Here is a 20,664-nt window from a genome sequence, read left to right on the forward strand (position 1 = left end):
CGTGCGCCCGCACCCGCTGCGCGACCTCGTCGACCCCGGGTGGGCCGAGGCCCTCGCACCGGTCGAGGCCGACGTGCACCGGATGGGCGACTGGCTCCGCGACGAGGTCGCCGCGGGTCGGCACTACCTGCCGGCCGGTGACGTCGTGCTGCGTGCCTTCACGCAGCCGTTCGACGACGTGAAGGTGCTCGTCGTCGGCCAGGACCCCTACCCGACACCCGGACACCCGATCGGGCTGTCCTTCGCCGTCGACCCGCACGTGCGACCGGTCCCGCGCAGCCTGGCGAACATCTACCGCGAACTGCACGACGACCTCGGGGTGACGCCTCCGCCGCACGGCGACCTGCGGGCGTGGTCGGAGCAGGGCGTGCTCCTGCTCAACCGGGTGCTGACCGTCGAGGCCGGTGCCGCCGGCAGCCACCGCGGCAAGGGCTGGGAGGCCGTCACCGACCAGGCCGTCCGTGCGCTCGTCGCGCGGGGGAAGCCCCTCGTCGCCGTCCTGTGGGGCGCCCAGGCCGCGTCGGTCCGCCCGTTGCTCGGCGACACCCCGGTCGTGGCGTCGGCGCACCCGTCCCCGCTCAGCGCCTCCCGCGGGTTCTTCGGCAGCCGGCCGTTCTCGCAGGTCGACGCGCTCCTCCGCGAGCAGGGTGCCGACCCGGTCGACTGGACGCTCCCCGCCTGACACCCCTCGTGGTGCGATGGCCCCGGGCGCATCGCAGCCCGTAGGCTCGGACCGTGCTCGAGGAGGAATACCAGCGCCGTCGTGTCCTGCCGCGACACCTGCGTGCGCCCGTGCCCGCCGAGGCGACGTTCTCGTACACGATCCGGGCCGCCGACCCGCGGGACCTGCCGGACGTGCGCGAGATCCACACGCACTACGTCCGGAACTCGTCGGTGACCTTCGACCCGTCGGCGTTCACCTTCGCCCGCTGGAAGCAGCGCTACGACGAGGTGCGCCGGCGCGGGCTGCCGTTCCTCGTCGCCGAGAACCCCTCGGGGCAGATCCTCGGCTACGCCCTGGTCGACCCCTGGAACCCCCGCGACCGGTCGAACCACGTGGTCGAGGACTCGATCTACCTCGGTGCCGCGTCGGGCGGGAAGGGTCTCGGACGGGCCCTCATGGAGGCGCTGCTCGCGGAGTGCCGTGCCGCCGGCGTCCGCGAGGTCATCGCCGTGATCGCCGACCGGCAGGCCGAGGCCTCGATCCGGCTGCACGAGCGACTCGGCTTCGAGGAGGTCGGCCGCATGGGCAAGGTCGGCTACAAGTACGACCGCTGGCTCGGCACCGTCACGATGCGGCTGCGCCTGCGCGGCCCGCGGTTGTTCGCGCGCGCCGGGCGCTGACGCGAGCGGTCCGAGGCTGCGCCGTCGAAGCGGTGTCCGACGTGCGCGAGACGCCGGCGTCGGCGCGGAGCGCCCTCGACGTGCGCGAGACGCCGCCCGGATCGCGGCGTCTCGCCATCCGTGCGGCGTCTCGAGCATCCTGCGGCCTCCTGCACGGGTGCGGGTCCGTCGGTGTCGGGCGGCGCCGGGCGGGAGGCGCGTGGCGGGGTCGCCGCGAGCCTCCCGGCTGCCCGATCCTTCCCATGACGTGTGCGATGGCTGGTCGTTCCGGGCGTCCCTGGTGCTCTGGGAACGTCAGGTACGCCCGGTTCCGTCAGGTACGCCCGGTTCCGTCAGGTCCGCCCGATTGCGCCGGGCTCGCCCGGTTCCGTCAGGCGCCCGGCGCCTCGGCGATGAACTCGTCACGGGTCACGCGCAGCAGCGCCGTGGCCGCCTCGCCGGCAGCGGCGGCGTCCCCGGCGACCACGGCGAGCGCCACCGCCTCATGACGGACCGCGGCGTCGCGGGTCCAGCGGGAGATGGTGTCCCGCGACTCCGACGTCCGCGTCCGCAGGAGTGCCTCGACGGTGCCGGCGAAGTGCGTGAACACGGCGTTGCCCGACCCGGTCAGGAGTGCGCGGTGGAAGCGGACGTCGGCCTCGAGGTAGGCGCGACTGTCCTCCCGGCCCCAGGCGTCGAGCATGTCCCGCGCGGCGAGCAGGAGCGCCTGACCGGGCGAGCCGGTGTCGTCGGACGCTCCGGCGTTCCCCGCGACGAGGGCCGCTGCGACGGGTTCGACCCCGAGACGGAGCTCGAGCAGCTCCCGCTGCTGCACGAAGTACGCGGGCGAGGCGCCGCGCCACCGGATGACGGTCGGCGCCAGGAGCTCCCACGACGACACGGGGAGCACCTGCGTGCCGACCCGCTGCCGGGGCTCGACCAGGCCGAGGGACTGCAGGACGCGCAGGGCCTCGCGCACGACGGAGCGGGAGACGCCGGACTCGGATGCGACGAGCTCCGGCCGGACGACGGTGCCGGCGGGCAGCACCCCGTCGACGATGCGCTGGCCGAGGGTCTCGAGCACGTGGGCATGGAGGCCGCGGGCGGTGGTCATCGTTCCTCCGGTCGTGCTCTGCGGGACGGACGGCGCGTGACGGTCCCGTCCCTGTGACGCGGACTCCATCGAAGCGGCAGAATGCGCCGGACGGCGGGTGCCGCGCGGCAGATCGTTGTACAGTCTGATTTATCAGATTATTGGGGTGCCCGATCGGACACCCGGAGGCGGCCGCGCCGAGCGGCCGTCCGGAGCGTACGACACGCACACGCACACGAAGGCGACGGAGCCGCGAGGCAGCGGCTCCAGGAAGGGGCACAGATGCCTCACGCACCCACCGGAGGAACCGCGGCGGCCGACGCGCTGCACGGCCTCACGGTCCTGGCCGCCGAGGGCGGCGGCACGCAGACCGTCGACCCGTCCGGCCCGATCGGTCAGCTCATCGTCGCGGCGCTGCTCGGCATCGTCGTCATCATCGTGCTGATCACCTGGCTCAAGGTGCACCCGTTCGTCGCGCTGACGATCGGCGCGCTCGGGGTCGGGATCGGTGCGGGTCTGGCGCCCGACAAGACGGTCACGAGCTTCGGCACCGGCTTCGGGTCGACGATGACGAGCGTCGGCATCCTGGTCGGCCTCGGGTCGATGTTCGGTCGGATGCTCGTCGACTCCGGGGCCGCCGACCGCGTGGTCGACACCCTCGTCCGTCGCTCGTCGAAGGCCGCGCTGCCGTGGACGATGGCGCTCATCGGCGCGCTGATCGGCCTCCCGATGTTCTTCGAGGTCGGCCTGGTGCTCCTCATCCCGATCATCGTGCTGGTCGCGAAGCGCAGCGGTGTCCCGATCATGAAGATCGCGGTGCCCGCCCTGGTCGGCCTCTCCACCATGCACGCCTTCGTGCCGCCGCACCCCGGCCCGCTCGTCGCGGTCTCGACGGTCGGCGCGAACCTCGGCACGACGCTCGCGTTCGGCATCGTCCTGGCGATCCCGGTGATCGTGCTGGCCGGTCCCGTCTTCGCGCGCTTCGCGGCCCGCTGGGTCGACATCCCCGCACCGGACATGTTCGGCTCGCGCGGTTCCGGCACGTCCGGCAGCGGTGGCTCGGGGCCGTCGGACCCCGCGCACGCCGGCCGGGAGGCGCGTCGCGGCCCCGCCACGCAGGACACCGCGTCCCTGCCGAACGGCAAGAGCGACTTCACCCGCGTCATCAGCGAACCGCGCAGCCCGTCGTTCGCCGTCGCGCTCGTCGGCATCCTGCTGCCGGTCGTGCTCATGCTCGCCCAGGCGGTCCGCGAGGCGGTCGCCCCCGACGCCGCGGGTGGCTGGGTGTCGCTGCTCGACTTCCTCGGTACCCCGATGATCGCCATCGGGATCGCCACCGTCTTCGCCATGGTCTTCTTCGCGATCGGCGGCGGCATGGACCGGAGCGCCGTGGCGAAGTCCCTCGAGGACGCGCTGCCCCCGGTCGCCGGCGTGCTGCTCATCGTCGGCGCGGGCGGTGGCTTCAAGCAGGTGCTCATCGACACCGGCATCGGCGGGGTGATCGCCGACGCGGTGCAGGAGTCCGGCATCTCGGTCCTGCTCGTCGCCTGGGTGGTGTCCGCCCTCGTCCGCGTCGCCACCGGTTCCGCCACCGTCGCGACCGTCACCGCCGCCGGCATCATGGCGCCGATCGCAGCCGACCTGTCCACGCCGGAGACCTCGTTGCTCGTGCTGGCGATCGGTGCCGGGTCGGTGTTCCTGTCGCACGTCAACGACGCGGGCTTCTGGCTCGTCAAGGGCTACCTCGGCACCACGGTCGGACAGACGTTCAAGACGTGGACGGTGCTCGAGTGCCTCATCTCCGTCATCGGTCTGGTCGGCGTGCTCATCGCGGGGGTGTTCTTCTGATGGCCGCGACCGTCGACGCTCCGGTCGGCACCGACGGCACCGAGCCGCGCGTCCTCGTGGTGATGGGGGTCTCCGGCTCCGGCAAGTCGACGCTCGCCGCGACGGTCGCAGCGCGGCTCGGGTGGGAGTTCGCGGAGGGCGACGACATGCACCCGCCCGCCAACGTCGCGAAGATGGAGTCGGGCACCCCGCTCACGGACGAGGACCGCTGGCCGTGGCTCGGGACGATCGCGGAGTGGATCCGGTCGCACCTGGCCGACGACGCTCCCGGGGTCGTCACCTGCTCGGCGCTGAAGCGCTCCTACCGCGACGTGCTCCGGGCGCCCGGCGTGGTGTTCGTGCACGTCGCCGGCGACCCCGCCCTCGTCGAGCAGCGGATGTCCGCACGGGCCGGGCACTTCATGCCGACGTCGTTGTTCGCCTCGCAGCTCGCGACGCTCGAGCCGCCGCAGCCGGACGAGGCGCACCTGACGGTGTCGGCCGAGCGCTCGCCCGACGAGGAGAGCGCCGACGTCGTGGAGCGCCTGGGGCTCGCCACCGACCGGTGACCGACGTCAGGTGAACCAGATCGCGGTCCCGACCGGCAGCTCTGCCAGCGTCTTCGTCATCGCCGCGGAGATCCGGACGCACCCGTGCGAGCTGCCGTTCGGGTCCGGGTAGTAGTGCAGGGCGGTGAGGGCCGCGTTGCCGCCGTACTGCGGGATGCGTGACGAGTGCGCCCCGGTCAGGATGATCGGGTTGCCCTGCGTGTACGTCACGCGCGCATCGACGTAGGCGGCTTCGACGTACGTCGCGGTCGCGGTGGGTGTGGGGTCGTCCGGGGTCCCCAGGCGGGCGGGCTCCGACGCCGACACCGAGTCGTCCTGGTGCACGACGGACACCGTCGACGCGGCGACGTCCACGCGGACCATCCGGTCGACCGACGCGATCGAGAAGTCCGACGCACGCGCCCACGCGAAGGTGGCGCTCGGCGCGGTCGGGTCGCCGCCGTCGCCGGGCGTGCGGTTCCGGGCGGGGGTCGACACGAGGACCATGCCGCCGTCCTCCCCGTCCGACCGGCCCCAGACGGCGGTCGCTGCGGGCGTCTCGATCGTGGAGACCGTCGAGGCGAGTGTGGCGACCGGGCGCGCGTCCGCCGAGGGGGCGGCGTAGAGCGCGACGAGGCGCTGCTTCGGGGTGGCGATCTGCCACTGGTTGTCGGGTCGGACGGTGCTGCCGTCGAGGAGTTCCGGGACGACCGCGTCGTGGAACGCCAGGGGGAGTGCCGCGAGCTCGGCGTCGGACGCGGCTGCCGGGATCGCGGGCAGCGTCGGCCTCGGTGTCGGCGTCGGGGTGGCCGTCCGGGTCGGCACCGACGTCGGCCGCGCGGCGGTCGTGGCCGCCGGTCCCGGCTGCTGCACGGCCGCGCCGATCCCCACCGCGGCCAGCGTCGCTGCCGCCACCGCGGCGATCGTGATGCCCCAGGTCCTGCGTCGCATGTGTCCCCTCCCGCACCCAGTTCACCAGATCGCGGCCGTGAGCGTGTCTCAGGAGACGCTCGACGGGTCCACCACGGGCCTCCCCGCCGTCCCGTCACACCTCGGTGACGCGACCCGCCTCGACCCGCCAGCGCCGGTCCAGTCGGACGGTGTCGAGCATCCGCCGGTCGTGCGTGACGAGCAGCAGGGTGCCGTCGTAGGACTCCAGGGCCTGCTCGAGCTGTTCGATCGCAGCCAGGTCGAGGTGGTTCGTCGGCTCGTCGAGCACGAGCACGTTGACGCCGCGGGCCTGCAGCAGCGCGAGGCCGGCACGAGTCCGCTCACCGGGTGAGAGCGCAGCGGACGGGCGACCGACGTGCTCCGCCTTCAGCCCGAACTTGGCGAGCAGGGTCCGGACGTCGGCGGTGGTCATCTCGGGGACGAGCTCCTCGAACGCCGCGGCGAGGGGCTGCTCGCCCGTGAACGCCGCGCGGGCCTGGTCGACCTCGCCGATCGCGACGCTGGAGCCCAGCGACGCCGACCCGCTCGTCGGCGCCGTCCGGCCGAGCAGGGCGCGGAGCAGGGTCGACTTGCCGGCGCCGTTCGGGCCGGTGATGCCGATCCGGTCGCCACCGGAGACCTGCAGCGACACCGGCCCGAGGGCGAAGTCGCCCTGCTCGTAGACGGCGTCGGACAGCGTGGCGACGACGGCCGAGGACCGCGGGGCACTGCCGATGGTGAAGGCGAGCTGCCACTCCTTGCGGGGCTCCTCGACCTCGTCGAGCCGGGCGATGCGCGACTCCATCTGCCGGACCTTCTGCGCCTGCTTCTCGCTCGACTCGCTCGCCGCCCGGCGGCGGATCTTGTCGTTGTCGGGGTTCTTCTTCATCGCGTTCCGCACGCCCTGGCTCGACCACTCGCGCTGTGTCCGTGCGCGTGAGACCAGGTCGGCCTTCGTCGCGGCGTACTCGTCGTACGCGTCGCGCTTGTGCTGCCGGGCGATCTCGCGTTCCTCGAGGTACGCCTCGTAGCCGCCGCCGAACAGCCGGTGCGACGACTGCGCCAGGTCGAGCTCGAGCACGGCGGTCACCGATCGGGCGAGGAACTCGCGGTCGTGGCTGACCATGACGGCACCGCCGCGCAGCCCCCGGACGAACTGCTCGAGTCGGTCGAGCCCGTCCAGGTCGAGGTCGTTCGTCGGCTCGTCGAGCAGCACGACGTCGAAGCGGGAGAGCAGCAGGGCGGCCAGGCCGACCCGGGCGGCCTGTCCGCCGGACAGCGCGGTCATCAGCGAGTCCGGGCCGACGCCGGAGCCGTCCGGGGTCGCCTCCAGCCCGAGCTCGGCGAGCACGACGGGCAGCCGCTCCTCGAGGTCGGCGGCACCGGACGCCAGCCAGCGTTCCAGCGCGGTGGAGTACCGGTCGGCCGCTGCGTCGCCGCCGTCCAGGTCGCCCAGGGCCTCGGCAGCACGGTCCATGTCCGTCGTGGCGTCGGCGCAGCCCGTGCGCCGGGCGACGTACGCCGCGACCGACTCCCCGGCGATGCGCTCGTGCTCCTGGGGGAGCCAGCCGACGAAGGCGTCCGGCGGGTTCGTCGACACCGTCCCGGCGAGGGGCTCGTCGACGCCGGCGAGGAGGCGGAGGAGCGTGGACTTGCCCGCCCCGTTCACACCGACCAGGCCGATCACGTCACCCGGGGCGACGGTGAGGTCGAGGCCCTCGAAGAGCGTGCGGGCGGCGTACCCGCCGGCGAGGTCCTTGGCGACGAGCGTGGCGGTCATCCGGCAATCGTCCCACGGCCGGGACGGCGCTCAGGCCGGGCGCGTGAGCCCGAGGATGCACCCCTCGACCGCCGCGACCCGCACCGCGTCCGTCCCGTCGAACAGCACGCTCTGGCTGACCGCCCCGACGTGGGCTGCCACCACCGCACGCGTGTAGAGCGCCGGGTCGACGGTGGGGACCCGGCCGGCTCGTTCCAACGCTGCGACGAGGAGTGGCTGGAGCGTCGCGTGGAACCGGTCGGTGTGCGCGCGGAGCAGGGCGTTCACCTCGGGGTCGTGCCGGGCGCGCGTGGTGAGCACCGAGCGGATCGCGTACCAGCGGTCCTCGGGCGGCAGGCCGTGCACGACACCCTGCACGACCCCGTCGACCGTCGGGTGCCCGTCGAGTGCGGCGCCGAGCTCGTGTTCGAGCACGGCGAAGACGGCTTCGGCCTGCTGCTCGTAGACCGCGAAGAACAGCTCGTCGACCGTCCGGAAGTTCGAGTAGAACGCCCCGCGCGTGAACCCGGCGCGGGCGACGACCGCCTCGACGCTGACCGAGGTCGACCCGGTCTCCTGGAAGATCGCCTCCGCGGCCGCGATGAGCGTCGCCCGGGTGCTGCTCCGCCGGCGGACGGCGCGCGGCGCGGCTGGTTCGGTCACGGCTCCAGGCTAGGCCGAGTGCCGGTCGGCCAGGTAGTCGTGCACGGTGCGCACCGGGGCGAGGGTCAGGTCCGTCAGGATGTGCGAGGCGCGGACGACCTCGAGCACCGGCAGGTCCGCCATCGGTGCGAGGGCGTGTGCGAACAGCTGGAGTCGGGCGGGTCCGGTCCAGGCCTGCTCGACGGTCACGTCGGTGATCTCGGTGCGGACGAGGTCGGCCACCAGGTGGCGCTGGGTCCGAAGGTCCGGGACCAGCTTCACCATGAAGGTCGGCACGGTGATCTCCGCCAGGGCGGCGTCGTGGGCGAGCGGCTCCCACTCGTACGCCATGGTCGCGGTGGCCACCCGCTCGGTCCCGCGGTCGAGGGTGCCGACGAGCGCGCCCTGGTCGACGCGGAGCGCCGGCGTGCCGAGGACCTTCGGGTAGGCGCTCAGCTCACGGCCGGCGAGGGTCGCGGCCGCATTGTCGAGGTACATCGCGTGCAGGTACTCGCCGCGTTCGCCCTCGTGCTCGACCTGGATCGCCTGCCCGGACTCGACGTACGGGCCGTACCCGTCGACCTCGCCCATCTTCATTACCTCGAACCGGACGAGCGGTTCGGTGACCTCGAGCGGCTCCGGGACCACGGCGCGCAGCGCGTCGGGGTCGGTGCGGTAGACGACGTTGAAGTACTCGCGGCCGGTGAACCGGGTCGGCCGGAGTGGGTAGACCGGCGCGGCGAGCGGGGTGGTCAGGTGCTGGAGGACGTCGTCGGCGCGCATGCGCATCTCCTTCGGAACTTGGATACGATCTGTATCGAATACGAACTGTACCGAACTCGACCGAGAGCAGGAACCCGTGCCCTACCAGCCGCCCCGCGACACCGCCGACCGCCCCGTGACCGTGATCGGCGGTGGCACCCTCGGACGCCGGATCGCCCTGATGTTCGCCAGCGGCGGTGCCGAGGTCCGGATCCACGACCTGTCCGAGGAGGTCCGTGCCGCCGCCGTCGCGTACGTCGAGGAGACCCTGCCCGGGATCGTGGCCGCGCGCGACGGCGCGACCGCGGGGACGGTCCGTGGCGAGGCGGACCTCGAGGCCGCGGTGGTCGACGCCTGGCTCGTCGTCGAGGCCGTGCCCGAGCGCCTGGACCTGAAGACCCCGCTGTTCGGACGGCTCGACGCACTGGTCGCCGCGGACACGATCCTCGCGACGAACTCGTCCTCGTACGCCAGCCGCCTGGTGATCGACGAGGTCGCGCACCCCGAGCGCGTCCTCAACGTGCACTTCTACATGCCGCCGCAGCAGAACGCCGTCGACCTGATGAGCGACGGCCAGACCGACCCCGCCGTGATCGACCTGCTGCTCGAGGCGCTGCCCCGCTACGGCGTCCACCCGTTCCTGGCCCGCCGCGAGTCGACCGGCTTCATCTTCAACCGCATCTGGGCGGCCATCAAGCGCGAGGCGCTCGCGGTCGTCGCCGACGGCGTCTCCACGCCCGAGGACGTCGACGCCATGTGGCAGGTGAACAGCGGCGCACCGGCCGGGCCCTTCCGGATGATGGACCAGGTCGGCCTCGACGTGGTCCTCGACATCGAGGAGCACTACGCGGCCGAGGACCCGCGCCTGCCGGAGGGTCCGCGTCGCCTGCTGCGCGAGCACGTCGACGCCGGCCGTCTCGGCGTGAAGACCGGACAGGGCTTCTACCGCTACGACGACTGACGTCGTCCCCACCCGCCGGGACGGGAGGCGCGGTGCCGGCCCGCACCGCGCCTCCCGTCCGGTGGGGCGTCCGTGCACCCGCTGCTGGCAGGATCGAGCCGTGTCGACGCTCATCGTGACCGCCCACCCGGACCCCGACTCGCTGACGCTCGCCGTCGCCCACCGCCTCGAGGCGGCGCTCGACGCCGCCGGCGCGGGCCCCGTCACGGTCGCCGACCTCGCCGCCGAGGGCTTCGACCCCCGGTTCACCGCCGCCGACCGGCACACCTACCGGACGGGGACCGACCCGGCGCCCGACGTCGCGGCCGAACAGGCGCGCCTCGACGGGATCGACCACCTCGTGCTCGTGTTCCCGGTGTGGTGGTGGTCGGTGCCCGCGCTGCTCAAGGGCTGGCTCGACCGGGTGTTCGTGAACGGGTGGGCCTTCGGCGTCGGCGAGGACGGGCGCATCGACCGTCGGCTCGGCCGACTGACGGTGCACCTGCTGCCGATCGCCGGGGACGACGCCGGGGTCTACGAGCGGCACGGGTACGAGCAGGCACTGCGGACGCAGCTCGAGCACGGCCTCGTGGACTTCTGCGGCGCGGCCCGCGGGGCGACGGCGTTCGTCCACGAGTCCGAGCACGAGGACACCACCGTGCGCGAGCGGGCCGTCGCGGCCGCGGTCGGACGGGTCGTCGACGCGGTGCGGGGATGACCCTCGACGTCCGTGCCGTGGTGTTCGACCTCGACGGCACCCTGTTCGACCACGCGGGAGCAGCGGCGCGAGCCGTCGACGACCTCCTCGGCGCGCTCGGTGTCGCCGCGACCGACCGCCTGCGGGCCGCGTGGGCCGAGGCGGAGGAACGGCACTTCGAGCGGTGGCGACGCGGGGAGGTCGACTTCGCCGAGCAGCGTCGAGCCCGGCTCGTCGAGGTCCTGCCCCTCGCCGGGCTCCGGCCACCGCACGACCCGCACGAGCTCGACCTCCTGTTCGGCCGCTACCTCGCCGCGTACCGGGGCGCCTGGCGTCCGTTCCCCGGGAGTGCTCCGCTCCTGCGCGCGGTCCGCGACGCCGACCGGCCCGTCGGTGTCCTGACGAACGGGACCGAGGAGCAGCAGCGCGACAAGCTCGCCGCCACGGGGCTGTCGGACCTCGTCGACGTCGTGTGCACGTCGGAGCGGATCGGGGTGGCCAAGCCGGACCGACGCGCGTTCGAGCAGGTCGCCGACGAGCTCGGCGTGCCGGCCGCCGCGTGCCTGTTCGTCGGCGACGACCCGCAGCGTGACGTCGCCGGGGCACGTGCTGCGGGGATGCGCGCGGTCCTGGTCGACCCGGCCCGCGACGGCGGTGCCGCGGTCCGGTCCTCCGTGCTGTCGGCCCTGCACGGGGCGTCGGGCACCGGACGGCGGTGACCGCCCCCTAGCCCTCGGGGACGGCCACGACGCGGTTCTGGTACGCCCAGACCACCGCCTGCAGGCGCGAGCGCACCCCGAGCTTCGGCAGCATCCGCGCCAGGTGCGACTTCACCGTGGAGACCTCGACGACGAGTGCCTCGGCGATCTCCTCGTTCGACATCCCCTGTGCGAGGAGCAGCAGCACGTCCCGCTCCCGCGCGGTCAGCAGCTCCGAGGCCCGGTCGCCCGTCACCGGCTGCAGGCTCCGCCGCGACACGAACTCCCGCAGCACCCGCCGCGTCAGGCTCTGGTCGATCGTGCCGTTCCCGGCGGCGACCTGCCGCACCGCACCGACGATGACGTCCGGCTCCGCGTCCTTGAGCAGGAACCCGGACGCCCCCGCCTCGAGCGCCCCGAACACCAGGTCGTCGAGGTCGAAGGTCGTCAGCATCAGCACCGGCACCGCCGGGTCCGCGTCAGGAGCGCAGAGCTCCCGCGCCACCTCGATGCCGTTCCGGACCGGCATCCGGATGTCGAGCACCGCCACGTCCGGCCGCGTGCTCCGTGCGAGCGTGAGGGCCTCGCCGCCGTCCGCCGCCACGCCGACCACCTCGACGTCCGGTTCGGCCGCCAGGAGCGCCGACACCCCCGCCCGGACGAGCGGCTGGTCGTCCGCCACCAGGACCCGGATCACCGGGTCACCTCGGGCGTCTCGCGTCCGAGTCGCAGCGTCACGACCCAGCCGCCGTTCGGTGTGGTCCCGGTCTGGAGGCGCGCCCCCACCAGGTCCGCCCGCTCACGCATCCCGCGCAGTCCGTTGCCGCCTGCTCCCGGACCCTCCGGGGTCGGCTCGCCCGGTCCAGCGGGAGCGTCCGCGCTCGGCGCGGACACCGCGGGTGCGGCGTTCTCGACGGTCAGCTCCAGGTGGTCGACTGCACGGTCGTCGAGCGTGACCGTGACGACGGCGCCGGGTGCGTGCAGGGCGGCGTTCGCCAGTGCCTCCTGCGCGGTGCGGTAGGCAGCGAGCTGCGCCAGGGGCCCGACGCCCTCGGCGACCTCGTGCGCACCGCGGAGGACCTCGAGCCGCACGTCCGACCGGTACCGGGCACGCTCGACCAGGTCCACGATGCCAGCGACGGTCTCGACGGCACGTTCCGCGGGGGCGTCGTCCCGCAGCAGGCCGACCAGGCGACGGAGGTCCTCGAGCACCGCGGTGCTCTGCTCCCGCACCTGACGGACGCCCTCGTGCGCCGCGGTCGGGTCGGTGTCGATCTGCCGGTCGATGACGGCCGACATGAGGGCGATCCCGGACAGGTGGTGGGCCGCGATGTCGTGCAGCTCCCGCGCCATGGCCGCGCGTTCGCGGGACACGGCTGCGTCGACCCGGGCGTCCTGCTCGCGGACCGCGGCGGAGGCCTCCGCGGTCCGGGCGGCGACCTCGGCGTCCCTCGCGGCCCGGACCTCGCGCCGGGACCGCACCACGAGCGCCACGACGAGCGGGAGCCCGACGGCCCCGATGGCCTGCGTGACGCCCTGGGGGAGCGCGTCACCGAGCGCGTCGGCGAGGGAACGGCCGGACAGCGCTCCGTTCAGCTCGATCCAGTTGCCCGCGGTGCCGGCGGACACGAGTGCCGCCGCCCCGACGACCGACGGCCAGAGCCTGGTGAGTGGCACCCGGAGGGCAGCGAGCACCACCGCCACGACGACGGGGAGCGCGGTGAGCCCGAACAGGTCCCCGCCGGAGGTGACGGCGACCACGAGGACGGGGACGGCGGCGACCGCGAGGAGGACCGCCCGGGGGAGTCGACGAGCAGCCAACAGGACCGCGGACTGGACCAGGAGCCCGAGTGCGACCGCGGTCCAGTCGGCGCTGCCGACCTCGGGAGCCGAGAGCGGGTGTCCGATCGTGTCCGGGTCGACGGTGTCGAGGTACGGCAGCCCGAGCAGCAGCGCGAGCGAGACGACCGCGGTGGCGACCGCGACCAGGACGTCGGCGCGGCGCAGGCGGCGGCCGCCGTCGACCTCCCGCGCGGTGCGGGGGTCGGCGGCGACGCGAGCCGCACTCGCTTCAGCGGGTGCCATCGTTCGATCCTACGAGGCGGGCGGAGGCCGACGCGGAGAGGTGGTCCGTGCCTCCCGGCCGGCGGTCGTACCCGAGCCGGCCCCGGGTGGCGACCAGCAGGACGGCGGCGGCCACCGTCGAGACGATCGTGAGCCCGTGCATCATCGTGCCCGCGGTCATCCCCGGGTACATGTCCGCCCACAGGGTGGAGATGGTGTTGTTCACGCCGACGTGCAGCAGCAGTGCGATCGGCAGGCTCTCACCGGTGCGGTTGAACACCCACGTCATCACGACGTTGAACGTGATCGTGAAGAGCGCGAAGACGACCGGCTCCGACCAGTGCGCGTCCGGCCACCCGCCCCAGTCCGACAGGTACAGCGGCATGTGCCACAGCGCCCACAGCGGACCGAGCACCGCGGCGGCACCGAGCGGGCCGAAGCGGTCCTGCAGTCGGGGGAGAGCGAAGTCGCGCCAGCCGGGCTCCTCCGACAGGCCGGTGGTGAACAGCTGCACCACGAGACCCGGCACGAGGGCGAGCAGGGCGAGGGCGGTCGGCGCCTGGACGTTCCCGCCGGAGAACGGCAGACCCGTCAGGACGATGAGCGCGGGGACGCCGACCAGTGCCAGTGCGTACCAGTACCAGGAGACCCGCCACCGCCAGAGCCGACCGACCCAGCGCCGCAGCCCCGGACGGCCGTCGGCGAGGGCGGTCACCACGAACGCACCGCCGAGCGGGCCGAGGAGCGCGCCGGGCAGGATCCCGGTGAACTGGGCCGTGCCGAGGAACTCCGGGAAGTGCAGGTCCCACACGCCCAGGCCGTGCGGACTCAGGATGTAGGGCACCCACGCGAGCCAGCTGAGGCCGAGCGCCAGGGTGGCGAAGGAGGCGAGCGGGTGCCGGGACACCACGCCCCGGACCCCCGTTGCGCGGGGTGCAGCGGTGCCGGCTCCGGGCCGGACTTCGGTCGTGTTCGTCATGACACCGACGCTAGGGAGGACCGTTCGTCGGGACGACCGGCGGAGGGATGCACCACCGGGAGTTCCACCGAAGGATGCAGGTGACGGACGGGGCGGGACGCCCGTGCGTAGCGTCGGGTGCATGACCAGCACCACCGTCCTCGTCGCCGGCGCCACCGGGGACCTCGGTTCCCGCATCGTCGACGCGCTCCTCGCGGCCGACCCCGACGTCCGGATCCGAGCACTGAGCCGCTCGGCCACCGGGCCCGCGGCCGACCGGCTCACCGCACGGTCCGACCGTGTCTCCGTCGTCAGCGCCGCCTACGACGACCACGACAGACTCGTGACGGCGCTCGCCGGGGTCGACGTCGTCGTCTCGGCGGTGAGCGGCACCCGCTCCGTGGTCGTCGACGCACAGACCGCGCTGCTCGCCGCGGCGGTCGACGCCGGCGTCCCGCGGTTCGTCCCGTCGGACTACTCGGCCGACTACCGCGCGATCACCCCCGGGACGAACCGGAACTTCGAGCTGCGTCGCGAGTTCGCCGCGACACTGGACGCCGCACCGATCCGGGCGACCTCCGTGCTGAACGGCGCGTTCACCGACATGCTCACCGGACAGGCCCCGATGATCCTGTTCGACCGTCGCACGGTCCTGTACTGGTCGTCCCCGGACCAGGTGCTCGACTTCACCACGAAGGACGACACCGCCTGGGTCACCGCGCGCGTCGCCCTCGACCCCGACGCACCGCGGGTCGTCGAGGTCGCCGGCGACCGGGTCACCGCCCGGCGCGTCGCCGACACCCTCTCGCGGCTCACCGGCACCCGGTTCCGCACGCAGTGGGCCGGGACCTCCGGGACGCTCTCCGCGATGGCACGCGTCGGACGACGGCTCTCGCGGGCCGACGACGCGGAGCCGTTCCCCGCCTGGCAGGGGATGCAGTACTTCGTCAGCATGTTCAGCGGCGAGGCCGAGCTCCACCACGTCGCGAACGACCGCTACGGGCCGCACGACTGGACGACGGTGCGGGACGTGCTCGCCGTGCACCTGCAGGCCTAGGCTCGGGGACCGTGTTCGAACTCCACCACCTCTCGGCGCAGGAACTCTGGGACTGGATCCGTCGGGGGGACGCGACCGCGCTCGAGGTGACCGAGCACTACCTCGCCCGCATCGAGCGGCTCGACCCGTCCCTCGGGGCGTTCGTCGCCGTCACCGCCGACACCGCACGCGAGCACGCGGCGCGACTGGGGACGCTCCTCCCGACCTCCCGGCCGCTCTGGGGCCTGCCCACCGCCGACAAGGACCTGTACGACCGCGCCGGTGTGCCCACCCGGCACGGCTCCGCCGCGCTGCCGGTGACACCCGCGACCGCCGACCACCCCCTGGTGGCGGCGCTCGCCGCAGCGGGGACGGTGAGCCTCGGCAAGACGACCTCACCGGAGTTCGGCATGTCGTCGTCGTCGGAGACCCGGATCGGTACCACCCGGAACCCGTACGACACCGCGCGGGCGCCCGGAGGATCGTCGAGCGGCACCGCCGTGGCCGTCGCCGCCGGACTCGTGCCCGCGGCCGTGGGGACGGACGGCGGGGGATCGGTGCGCATCCCCGCCGCAGCGACCGGTCTCGTCGGACTGAAGCCGAGCCGCGGCCGGGTCCCGTCGATGCCCGGTCGGTCCGGCCTCGGCGGGCTGAGCGTCGCCGGGCCGATCACGCGGAACGTCGCCGACGCCGGGATGCTCCTCGACGCCCTGGTCGCACCGACCGGGCTGCCCGAGCCCTCGCCGTACGCGCTGGTCACGCCCGACGTCGGGGACGGGCCCTTCACCGCCGCTGCGGTGCGCGGCGAGGGGCGGTTCGTGGTCGGCGTGCTCGACGGTTCGCCGTGGGACGACACCGTCGACGTCGTGGTCGACCCTGCCGCCCGGGCAGCGGTCGACACCGCCGTGCGGGTGCTCGGCGAGGTCGGGCACGGGGTCGAGGACGTCGCGATGCCCCGGCTGCCGTACGCCGAGGCGTTCCGGGTGGCGTGGGAGTCCGGCGCTGCGGGGCTGCCCCGCGTGCCCGGCATCAATCTGTCCGCGCTCACCCCGCTGGTGTCGTGGCTGGTGGAGCGCGGACGTGCGCTGACCGCGACGCAGGTGCTCGACGCGATGACGACGCTCGACGCGTTCTCGGCCGGGCTGATCCGGACGTTCGCGCCGTACGACGCCGTGCTCACCCCGACGCTGGCGCTGGCCCCGCGGCCGATCGGCTGGTACGGGGACGACCCCGAGGAGGACTTCCGGCGGCAGTGCGCCTACTCGCCCTGGACCTCGATGGCGAACGTGTCGGGGCTGCCCGCGATCACGCTGCCGGTCGGGGTGACGGACGACGACCACCCGGACGGGGCGGGCCTGCCGATGGGTGTGCAGCTCATCGGACGCCCGGGCGGGGAGCGCGTGCTGCTCGCGATCGGGGCGCAGCTCGAGCGGCGGCTGCGGTGGCAGCGGCGGCACCCGGCGACGTGGTGACGCCGGGCTGACGCAGGCCGGGCACCGGCGTCGGCGCGTCGCGACTGCGACGATGCGCACGTCGATCGACGCGTGCGATGTCGTGGCTCGGGAGGATGGCGCGACATCGTGGTCGTCGTACGACAGCGCATCTGTCGTCCTGACCGGAGCCCGGTCGCGGCTGTCGGGCCGAGCGACACCGTGGTCGTCGTACGACAGCGGAAGTGTCGCATCGCCCACTCCGCCCGCGCGACGCCCGCCGACCGACCCCCACCGACGCCGACCGCCGACGATGACCGCCGACGACGCCGACGACGCCGACCCCCGACCACCGCCGCGCCCCTACGGCAGCGTCGGCGCCGCGGCCACCAGTGCCCGCGTCACCGGGTGCCGCGGGTCGTCGAGCAGCGACACCGGCCCCTGCTCCACGATCCGCCCCTCGGAGAGCACCGCCACGGTGTCGCACAGCCGCTGCACCACGCCGATGTCGTGCGACACGAGCACGAGCGTCAGCCCGAGGTCGTCGGCGAGCGAGCGGAACAGGTCGATCACCCGCGCGCGGACGACCACGTCGAGGGCGCTCATCGGCTCGTCCCCGAACAGGATCCGCGGGGAGTGCACCACCGCACGGGCGATCGCGATGCGCTGCCGCTGCCCGCCGGAGAACTCGTGCGGGTACCGGTCGGCGGCGTCGGCGGGCAGGTCGACGCGCTCCAGGACCGAGGCCACGAGCGCGCGGTGGTCACCCGGTAGCTGCAGCGCACGGAGCGGCTCGGCGACGATCGCGCCGACGCGCATCCGCGGGTCGAGGGACGCGTACGGGTCCTGGAACACCACCCCGGTCTCGCGACGGAACCAGCGCATCGCGGCCGCGGAGGCCGACGCGACCACGGGACGACCGCCGGCCGTCACGGAGCCCGCGGTGGGTGCCTCCAGGCCGGCGAGCAGCCGCACCAGCGTCGACTTGCCGGAACCGGACTCACCGACGATGCCGAGCCGCGCCCCGGAGGCGACCGTCAGGTCGACCCCGTCGACGGCGGTCCGCACCGGCCCGGGTTCGAAGGGGCCACGGCGTGGCAGGCGGTACGTGCGGTGGAGGCCGCTGGCGTGCAGCGCGTCGGTCATGCGGGGCCTCCGGTGCGGCGGGCGGTGGCGCGGGCGGCGTCGACGAGGGCCGCCGTCGCCGGGTGCTGCGGGGCGTCGAGCAGCGACCGCACCGATGCCTGCTCGACCACGCGGCCGTGATCGAGGACGACGGCGGTGTCGGCGATGCGGGCGAGCACCGCGAGGTCGTGCGTCACGAAGAGCATGCCGGTCCCACGCTCGGTCGAGAGCCGCTCGAAGAGCTCGAGGATCCGGGCCTCGGTGGTGACGTCGAGCGCGGTCGTCGGCTCGTCGGCGACGAGGTAGGCGGGGGAGCCGGCCATCGCCATCGCGATGCAGATGCGCTGCCGCTGCCCACCGGACAGCTGGTGCGGGTACTGGCGGAGCAGCGCGGCGGGGTCGGGCAGTCCGACGGCGTCGGCGAGTGCGACCGCGGCGGTGGCGGCCGCACGGCGGTCCAGCCCGCGGTGCAGTCGGAGCGGTTCCGCCACCTGCGCACCGACCCGGCGGAGCGGGTCCAGGGCGGTCGCGGGCTCCTGGAACACCATGCCGATGCCGGATCCGCGGTGGCGCGCACGGTCCCGATCACGCATCCCCACGAGCTCGGTGCCGTCGAGGCGGATGCTCCCGGTCACCTCGGCCCCCGTCGGTTGGAGGCCCATCAGGGCGAGCGAGGTCATCGACTTGCCGGATCCGGACGCGCCGATCACGCCGACGCGTCGGCCGGGAGGCACGGTGAACGTCACGTCGTCGAGCACCGTCCGCCCCGCGATGCGGACCGTCAGTCCGGTCACCTCGAGACCGTCGCGTCCGGTCGGGTGGTCGCTCACGCCGTCACCCCCGGGGTCGTCGTGGTGCCGCCCGGTGCGCGTCGGTCTGCGCCCGGGGCGCCGGTGGCCGGGTCGTCGTCGGTCGGCTCGCCGGGGGCCGGGTCGTCGCCGGCCGGGGTGCCCGTTGCAGTCGGCGAGCCCGTGACCGCTCGGTCGCCGGTGGTCAGGCGCGGGTCGGTCGCGTCGCGCACCGCGTCACCGAGCAGCGAGAGCGCGGCGACGACGAGGGCGATCGCGGCGCCCGGCCAGGTCGCGCTCCACGGGTGCACGCCGATGTACGTCTGCAGGTCGGCGAGCAGGTTGCCCCACGACGCCGTGTCCGACCCCGCGCCGTAGCCGAGGTAGGAGAGGCCGGCCTCGGCGAGGACCGCCGTCGCCATCGCGAGCGAGAGCTGCACGGTGAACAGCGGCGCTGCGTTCGGCACCAGGTGGCGGGTGAGCACGCCGAGGGGCCCGACGCCGGAGGCCCGTGCGGCGACGACGTAGTCGCTCCGGGCGATGCGGCGGATCTCACCACGCGCGACGCGGGCGATCGTCACGCCGAACGACAGCCCGACGCTCACCACCACGACGCCGAGCGACCCGCCGAACACCGCCGTCAGGAGCATGGCGGTCAGCAGCGTGGGGAACGCGACGAGGATGTCGAGGAGGACGGCGGTGCCCTCGCGGACCCACCTCGTGGTCAGCGAGCCGATCGCCGTCAGGACGATGCCGACCAGGCTCGCGACGACGCCGGAGCCGATCGCGACGAGCACGGTCGTCCGGGTACCGGCGAGCAGGTAGCTCGCGATGTCCCGCCCTGCGGCGTCGGTGCCGAACCAGTGCGCGGGGCTCGGTGCTGCCCACTGCTGGAAGGGGTCGGCGCGGAACGGGTCCTGGGGCGTCCACACGAGGGACACCGCGGCGAGCACGACGAGGAGCGTCAGCACGACGACGGCGAAGCACCCCGTGGGTCGGGCGAGGAGACGGCGGATCACTCGCCCACCTCCCGCTGCCGGGGGTCGAGCGCACGGTGCACGACGTCGACCGCGAAGCCGACGACCAGCACCAGGCTCGTGAGCACGAGGAGCTCCGACTGCACCTTCGTGACGTCGCGTCGCCCGACGTCGGTCACGAGCATCCGTCCGACCCCCGGGAGCGAGAAGAGCTGCTCGACGACGACGGCCCCCACCAGCAGGCCGGCGATCTGCACGCCGAGGACGGCCAGCACGGTGAGCGCCACCGACGGCAGGCCGTGCCGCAGGAGCGCCCGCGTCCGCGTCAGGCCGATCGCCGCCGCGGTCCGGACGTGGTCGGCGTCGAGCACGGTGAGCGTGGCGGAGCGGGTGAAGCGCAGGATCACGGCACCCTCGACGGCGCCGATGGTGAGCGCGGGGAGCACGAGCGACGAGAACGCGCGACCGGGTTCGTCCCACCCGTCGAGCGGGAAGCCCTGCGTCGGCAGCCAGTGCAGCGTGACGGCGAACAGCGCGATGAGGAGCATGCCGGCCCAGACCACGGGGACCGCCGCGACCGCCTGTGCGACGAAGCCGATCACCGCACCGCCGGCCCGACGGCGCAGCACCGCGGCGAGCACCCCGAGCGGGACGCCGAGCACGAGGGCGGCCACGAGCGACATCCCCGCGAGCGGCAGCGTGACGGCGAGCTTCTGCGCGATCTCCGGACCGACGGCGCCGTTCGTCACGAGCGACCGGCCGAGGTCACCGCGGAGCACACCGCCGATCCAGTCGAGGTACTGCACGACGACCGGCCGGTCGAGGCCGAGCTGCTGCCGGAGCTGCTCGACCTGGGCCGGCGTCGACTGGGTGCCGGCGACGATCTGCGCGACGTCGCCGGGCAGCACGCGCAGCGTGGCGAACACGATGATGCTCGCCACGAGCAGGCCGACGACGAGCAGCAGCAGTCGCCCGACGAGGAACCGGGTCACGCGTCCGATGCTACGGGGGCGGCGGCGCGAGCCCGGAGCGCAGCGCCGGACGAGCGCCCGGCGACCGGCCGGACC

21 protein-coding genes are annotated in these 20,664 nt (G+C 74.1%); 9 read left to right on the top strand and 12 right to left on the bottom strand.

Translation table 11 applies throughout. From position 1 onward, the window contains the following. The first annotated feature begins 1 nt into the window (after position 1). Positions 2–682, top strand: a complete 681-nt coding sequence (locus ACIP6W_RS08015; protein WP_081984910.1) for a uracil-DNA glycosylase — start codon at positions 2–4, stop codon at positions 680–682. A gap of 53 nt (positions 683–735) precedes the next feature. Then, the gene (locus ACIP6W_RS08020) at positions 736–1,344 is read left to right on the top strand and encodes a GNAT family N-acetyltransferase (protein ID WP_066654705.1); all 609 of its coding nucleotides are present in this window, start codon (positions 736–738) and stop codon (positions 1,342–1,344) included. Positions 1,345–1,714: 370 nt separating this feature from the next. On the opposite strand, the gene ACIP6W_RS08025 is transcribed toward ACIP6W_RS08020, so the two are convergent. Next, positions 1,715–2,437, bottom strand: a complete 723-nt coding sequence (locus ACIP6W_RS08025; protein ID WP_400428983.1) for a FadR/GntR family transcriptional regulator — start codon at positions 2,435–2,437, stop codon at positions 1,715–1,717. A 261-nt stretch (positions 2,438–2,698) separates the two neighbouring features. On the opposite strand from ACIP6W_RS08025, the gene ACIP6W_RS08030 reads away from it, so the two are divergent. Continuing rightward, a complete protein-coding gene (locus tag ACIP6W_RS08030) occupies positions 2,699–4,264 on the top strand; it encodes a GntP family permease (RefSeq protein WP_400428985.1) in 1,566 nt (521 codons plus the stop codon). After that, positions 4,264–4,812: a gluconokinase gene (locus ACIP6W_RS08035; protein WP_400428987.1), complete on the top strand. Its 549-nt coding sequence runs from the start codon at positions 4,264–4,266 to the stop codon at positions 4,810–4,812. Before ACIP6W_RS08030 ends, ACIP6W_RS08035 begins: the two co-directional genes overlap by 1 nt. A 6-nt stretch (positions 4,813–4,818) precedes the next feature. Here the strand turns inward: ACIP6W_RS08035 and ACIP6W_RS08040 are convergent, their stop codons facing one another. From ACIP6W_RS08040 to ACIP6W_RS08055, 4 genes are all read right to left on the bottom strand, one after another. After that, positions 4,819–5,742, bottom strand: coding sequence for a L,D-transpeptidase (locus ACIP6W_RS08040; protein WP_400428989.1), 924 nt, complete (start codon positions 5,740–5,742; stop codon positions 4,819–4,821). 94 nt (positions 5,743–5,836) lie between these two features. Continuing rightward, on the bottom strand, positions 5,837–7,501 hold the full coding sequence (locus ACIP6W_RS08045; protein WP_400428991.1) for an ABC-F family ATP-binding cassette domain-containing protein: 1,665 nt from the start codon (positions 7,499–7,501) through the stop codon (positions 5,837–5,839). A gap of 30 nt (positions 7,502–7,531) precedes the next feature. Next, the gene (locus ACIP6W_RS08050) at positions 7,532–8,143 is read right to left on the bottom strand and encodes a TetR/AcrR family transcriptional regulator (protein WP_251155078.1); all 612 of its coding nucleotides are present in this window, start codon (positions 8,141–8,143) and stop codon (positions 7,532–7,534) included. A gap of 9 nt (positions 8,144–8,152) precedes the next feature. Beyond that, positions 8,153–8,905: an acetoacetate decarboxylase gene (locus ACIP6W_RS08055; protein WP_251155077.1), complete on the bottom strand. Its 753-nt coding sequence runs from the start codon at positions 8,903–8,905 to the stop codon at positions 8,153–8,155. A gap of 76 nt (positions 8,906–8,981) precedes the next feature. Here ACIP6W_RS08055 and ACIP6W_RS08060 point away from each other — a divergent pair, with 76 nt between their 5' ends. The 3 genes from ACIP6W_RS08060 to ACIP6W_RS08070 all read left to right on the top strand — a co-directional run bounded on the left by ACIP6W_RS08060 (position 8,982) and on the right by ACIP6W_RS08070 (position 11,240). Further along, entirely contained in the window at positions 8,982–9,845 is an 864-nt protein-coding gene (locus ACIP6W_RS08060) for a 3-hydroxyacyl-CoA dehydrogenase family protein (protein ID WP_066654690.1), read from the top strand. Between the two features lie 100 nt (positions 9,846–9,945). After that, positions 9,946–10,542, top strand: coding sequence for an NAD(P)H-dependent oxidoreductase (locus tag ACIP6W_RS08065; RefSeq protein WP_066654687.1), 597 nt, complete (start codon positions 9,946–9,948; stop codon positions 10,540–10,542). Further along, the gene (locus ACIP6W_RS08070; protein WP_066654686.1) at positions 10,539–11,240 is read left to right on the top strand and encodes an HAD family hydrolase; all 702 of its coding nucleotides are present in this window, start codon (positions 10,539–10,541) and stop codon (positions 11,238–11,240) included. Before ACIP6W_RS08065 ends, ACIP6W_RS08070 begins: the two co-directional genes overlap by 4 nt. 7 nt (positions 11,241–11,247) lie before the next feature. Here ACIP6W_RS08070 and ACIP6W_RS08075 read toward each other — a convergent pair whose 3' ends face one another. From ACIP6W_RS08075 to ACIP6W_RS08085, 3 genes are read right to left on the bottom strand one after another with little or no spacing between them, the layout of a single operon-like run. Then, positions 11,248–11,916, bottom strand: coding sequence for a response regulator (locus ACIP6W_RS08075; protein ID WP_251155074.1), 669 nt, complete (start codon positions 11,914–11,916; stop codon positions 11,248–11,250). Beyond that, on the bottom strand, positions 11,913–13,304 hold the full coding sequence (locus ACIP6W_RS08080; protein ID WP_400428994.1) for a sensor histidine kinase: 1,392 nt from the start codon (positions 13,302–13,304) through the stop codon (positions 11,913–11,915). Before ACIP6W_RS08080 ends, ACIP6W_RS08075 begins: the two co-directional genes overlap by 4 nt. After that, on the bottom strand, positions 13,291–14,262 hold the full coding sequence (locus ACIP6W_RS08085) for a CPBP family intramembrane glutamic endopeptidase (protein ID WP_066654678.1): 972 nt from the start codon (positions 14,260–14,262) through the stop codon (positions 13,291–13,293). The genes ACIP6W_RS08080 and ACIP6W_RS08085 overlap by 14 nt, the downstream gene beginning before the upstream one ends. A 121-nt stretch (positions 14,263–14,383) precedes the next feature. Here ACIP6W_RS08085 and ACIP6W_RS08090 point away from each other — a divergent pair, with 121 nt between their 5' ends. Continuing rightward, complete coding sequence (locus ACIP6W_RS08090; RefSeq protein WP_400428997.1) at positions 14,384–15,298, top strand: NmrA family NAD(P)-binding protein; 915 nt, start codon at positions 14,384–14,386, stop codon at positions 15,296–15,298. A gap of 11 nt (positions 15,299–15,309) precedes the next feature. Further along, positions 15,310–16,749, top strand: coding sequence for an amidase (locus tag ACIP6W_RS08095; RefSeq protein ID WP_400428998.1), 1,440 nt, complete (start codon positions 15,310–15,312; stop codon positions 16,747–16,749). A gap of 321 nt (positions 16,750–17,070) precedes the next feature. Here the strand turns inward: ACIP6W_RS08095 and ACIP6W_RS08100 are convergent, their stop codons facing one another. The 4 genes from ACIP6W_RS08100 to ACIP6W_RS08115 are packed head-to-tail and all read right to left on the bottom strand — an operon-like array spanning position 17,071 to position 20,589. Next, positions 17,071–17,853, bottom strand: a complete 783-nt coding sequence (locus tag ACIP6W_RS08100; protein ID WP_209682341.1) for an ABC transporter ATP-binding protein — start codon at positions 17,851–17,853, stop codon at positions 17,071–17,073. Continuing rightward, entirely contained in the window at positions 17,850–18,662 is an 813-nt protein-coding gene (locus ACIP6W_RS08105) for an ABC transporter ATP-binding protein (protein ID WP_400429000.1), read from the bottom strand. Before ACIP6W_RS08105 ends, ACIP6W_RS08100 begins: the two co-directional genes overlap by 4 nt. After that, positions 18,659–19,639 (bottom strand): ABC transporter permease, encoded by a 981-nt coding sequence (locus ACIP6W_RS08110; protein WP_400429002.1) that lies wholly within the window; start codon positions 19,637–19,639, stop codon positions 18,659–18,661. Before ACIP6W_RS08110 ends, ACIP6W_RS08105 begins: the two co-directional genes overlap by 4 nt. Then, entirely contained in the window at positions 19,636–20,589 is a 954-nt protein-coding gene (locus tag ACIP6W_RS08115) for an ABC transporter permease (RefSeq protein WP_066654670.1), read from the bottom strand. Before ACIP6W_RS08115 ends, ACIP6W_RS08110 begins: the two co-directional genes overlap by 4 nt. Positions 20,590–20,664: the final 75 nt, after the last annotated feature.

Source organism: Curtobacterium sp. NPDC088465 (assembly GCF_044753165.1).
Taxonomy (GTDB): Bacteria; Actinomycetota; Actinomycetes; order Actinomycetales; family Microbacteriaceae; genus Curtobacterium.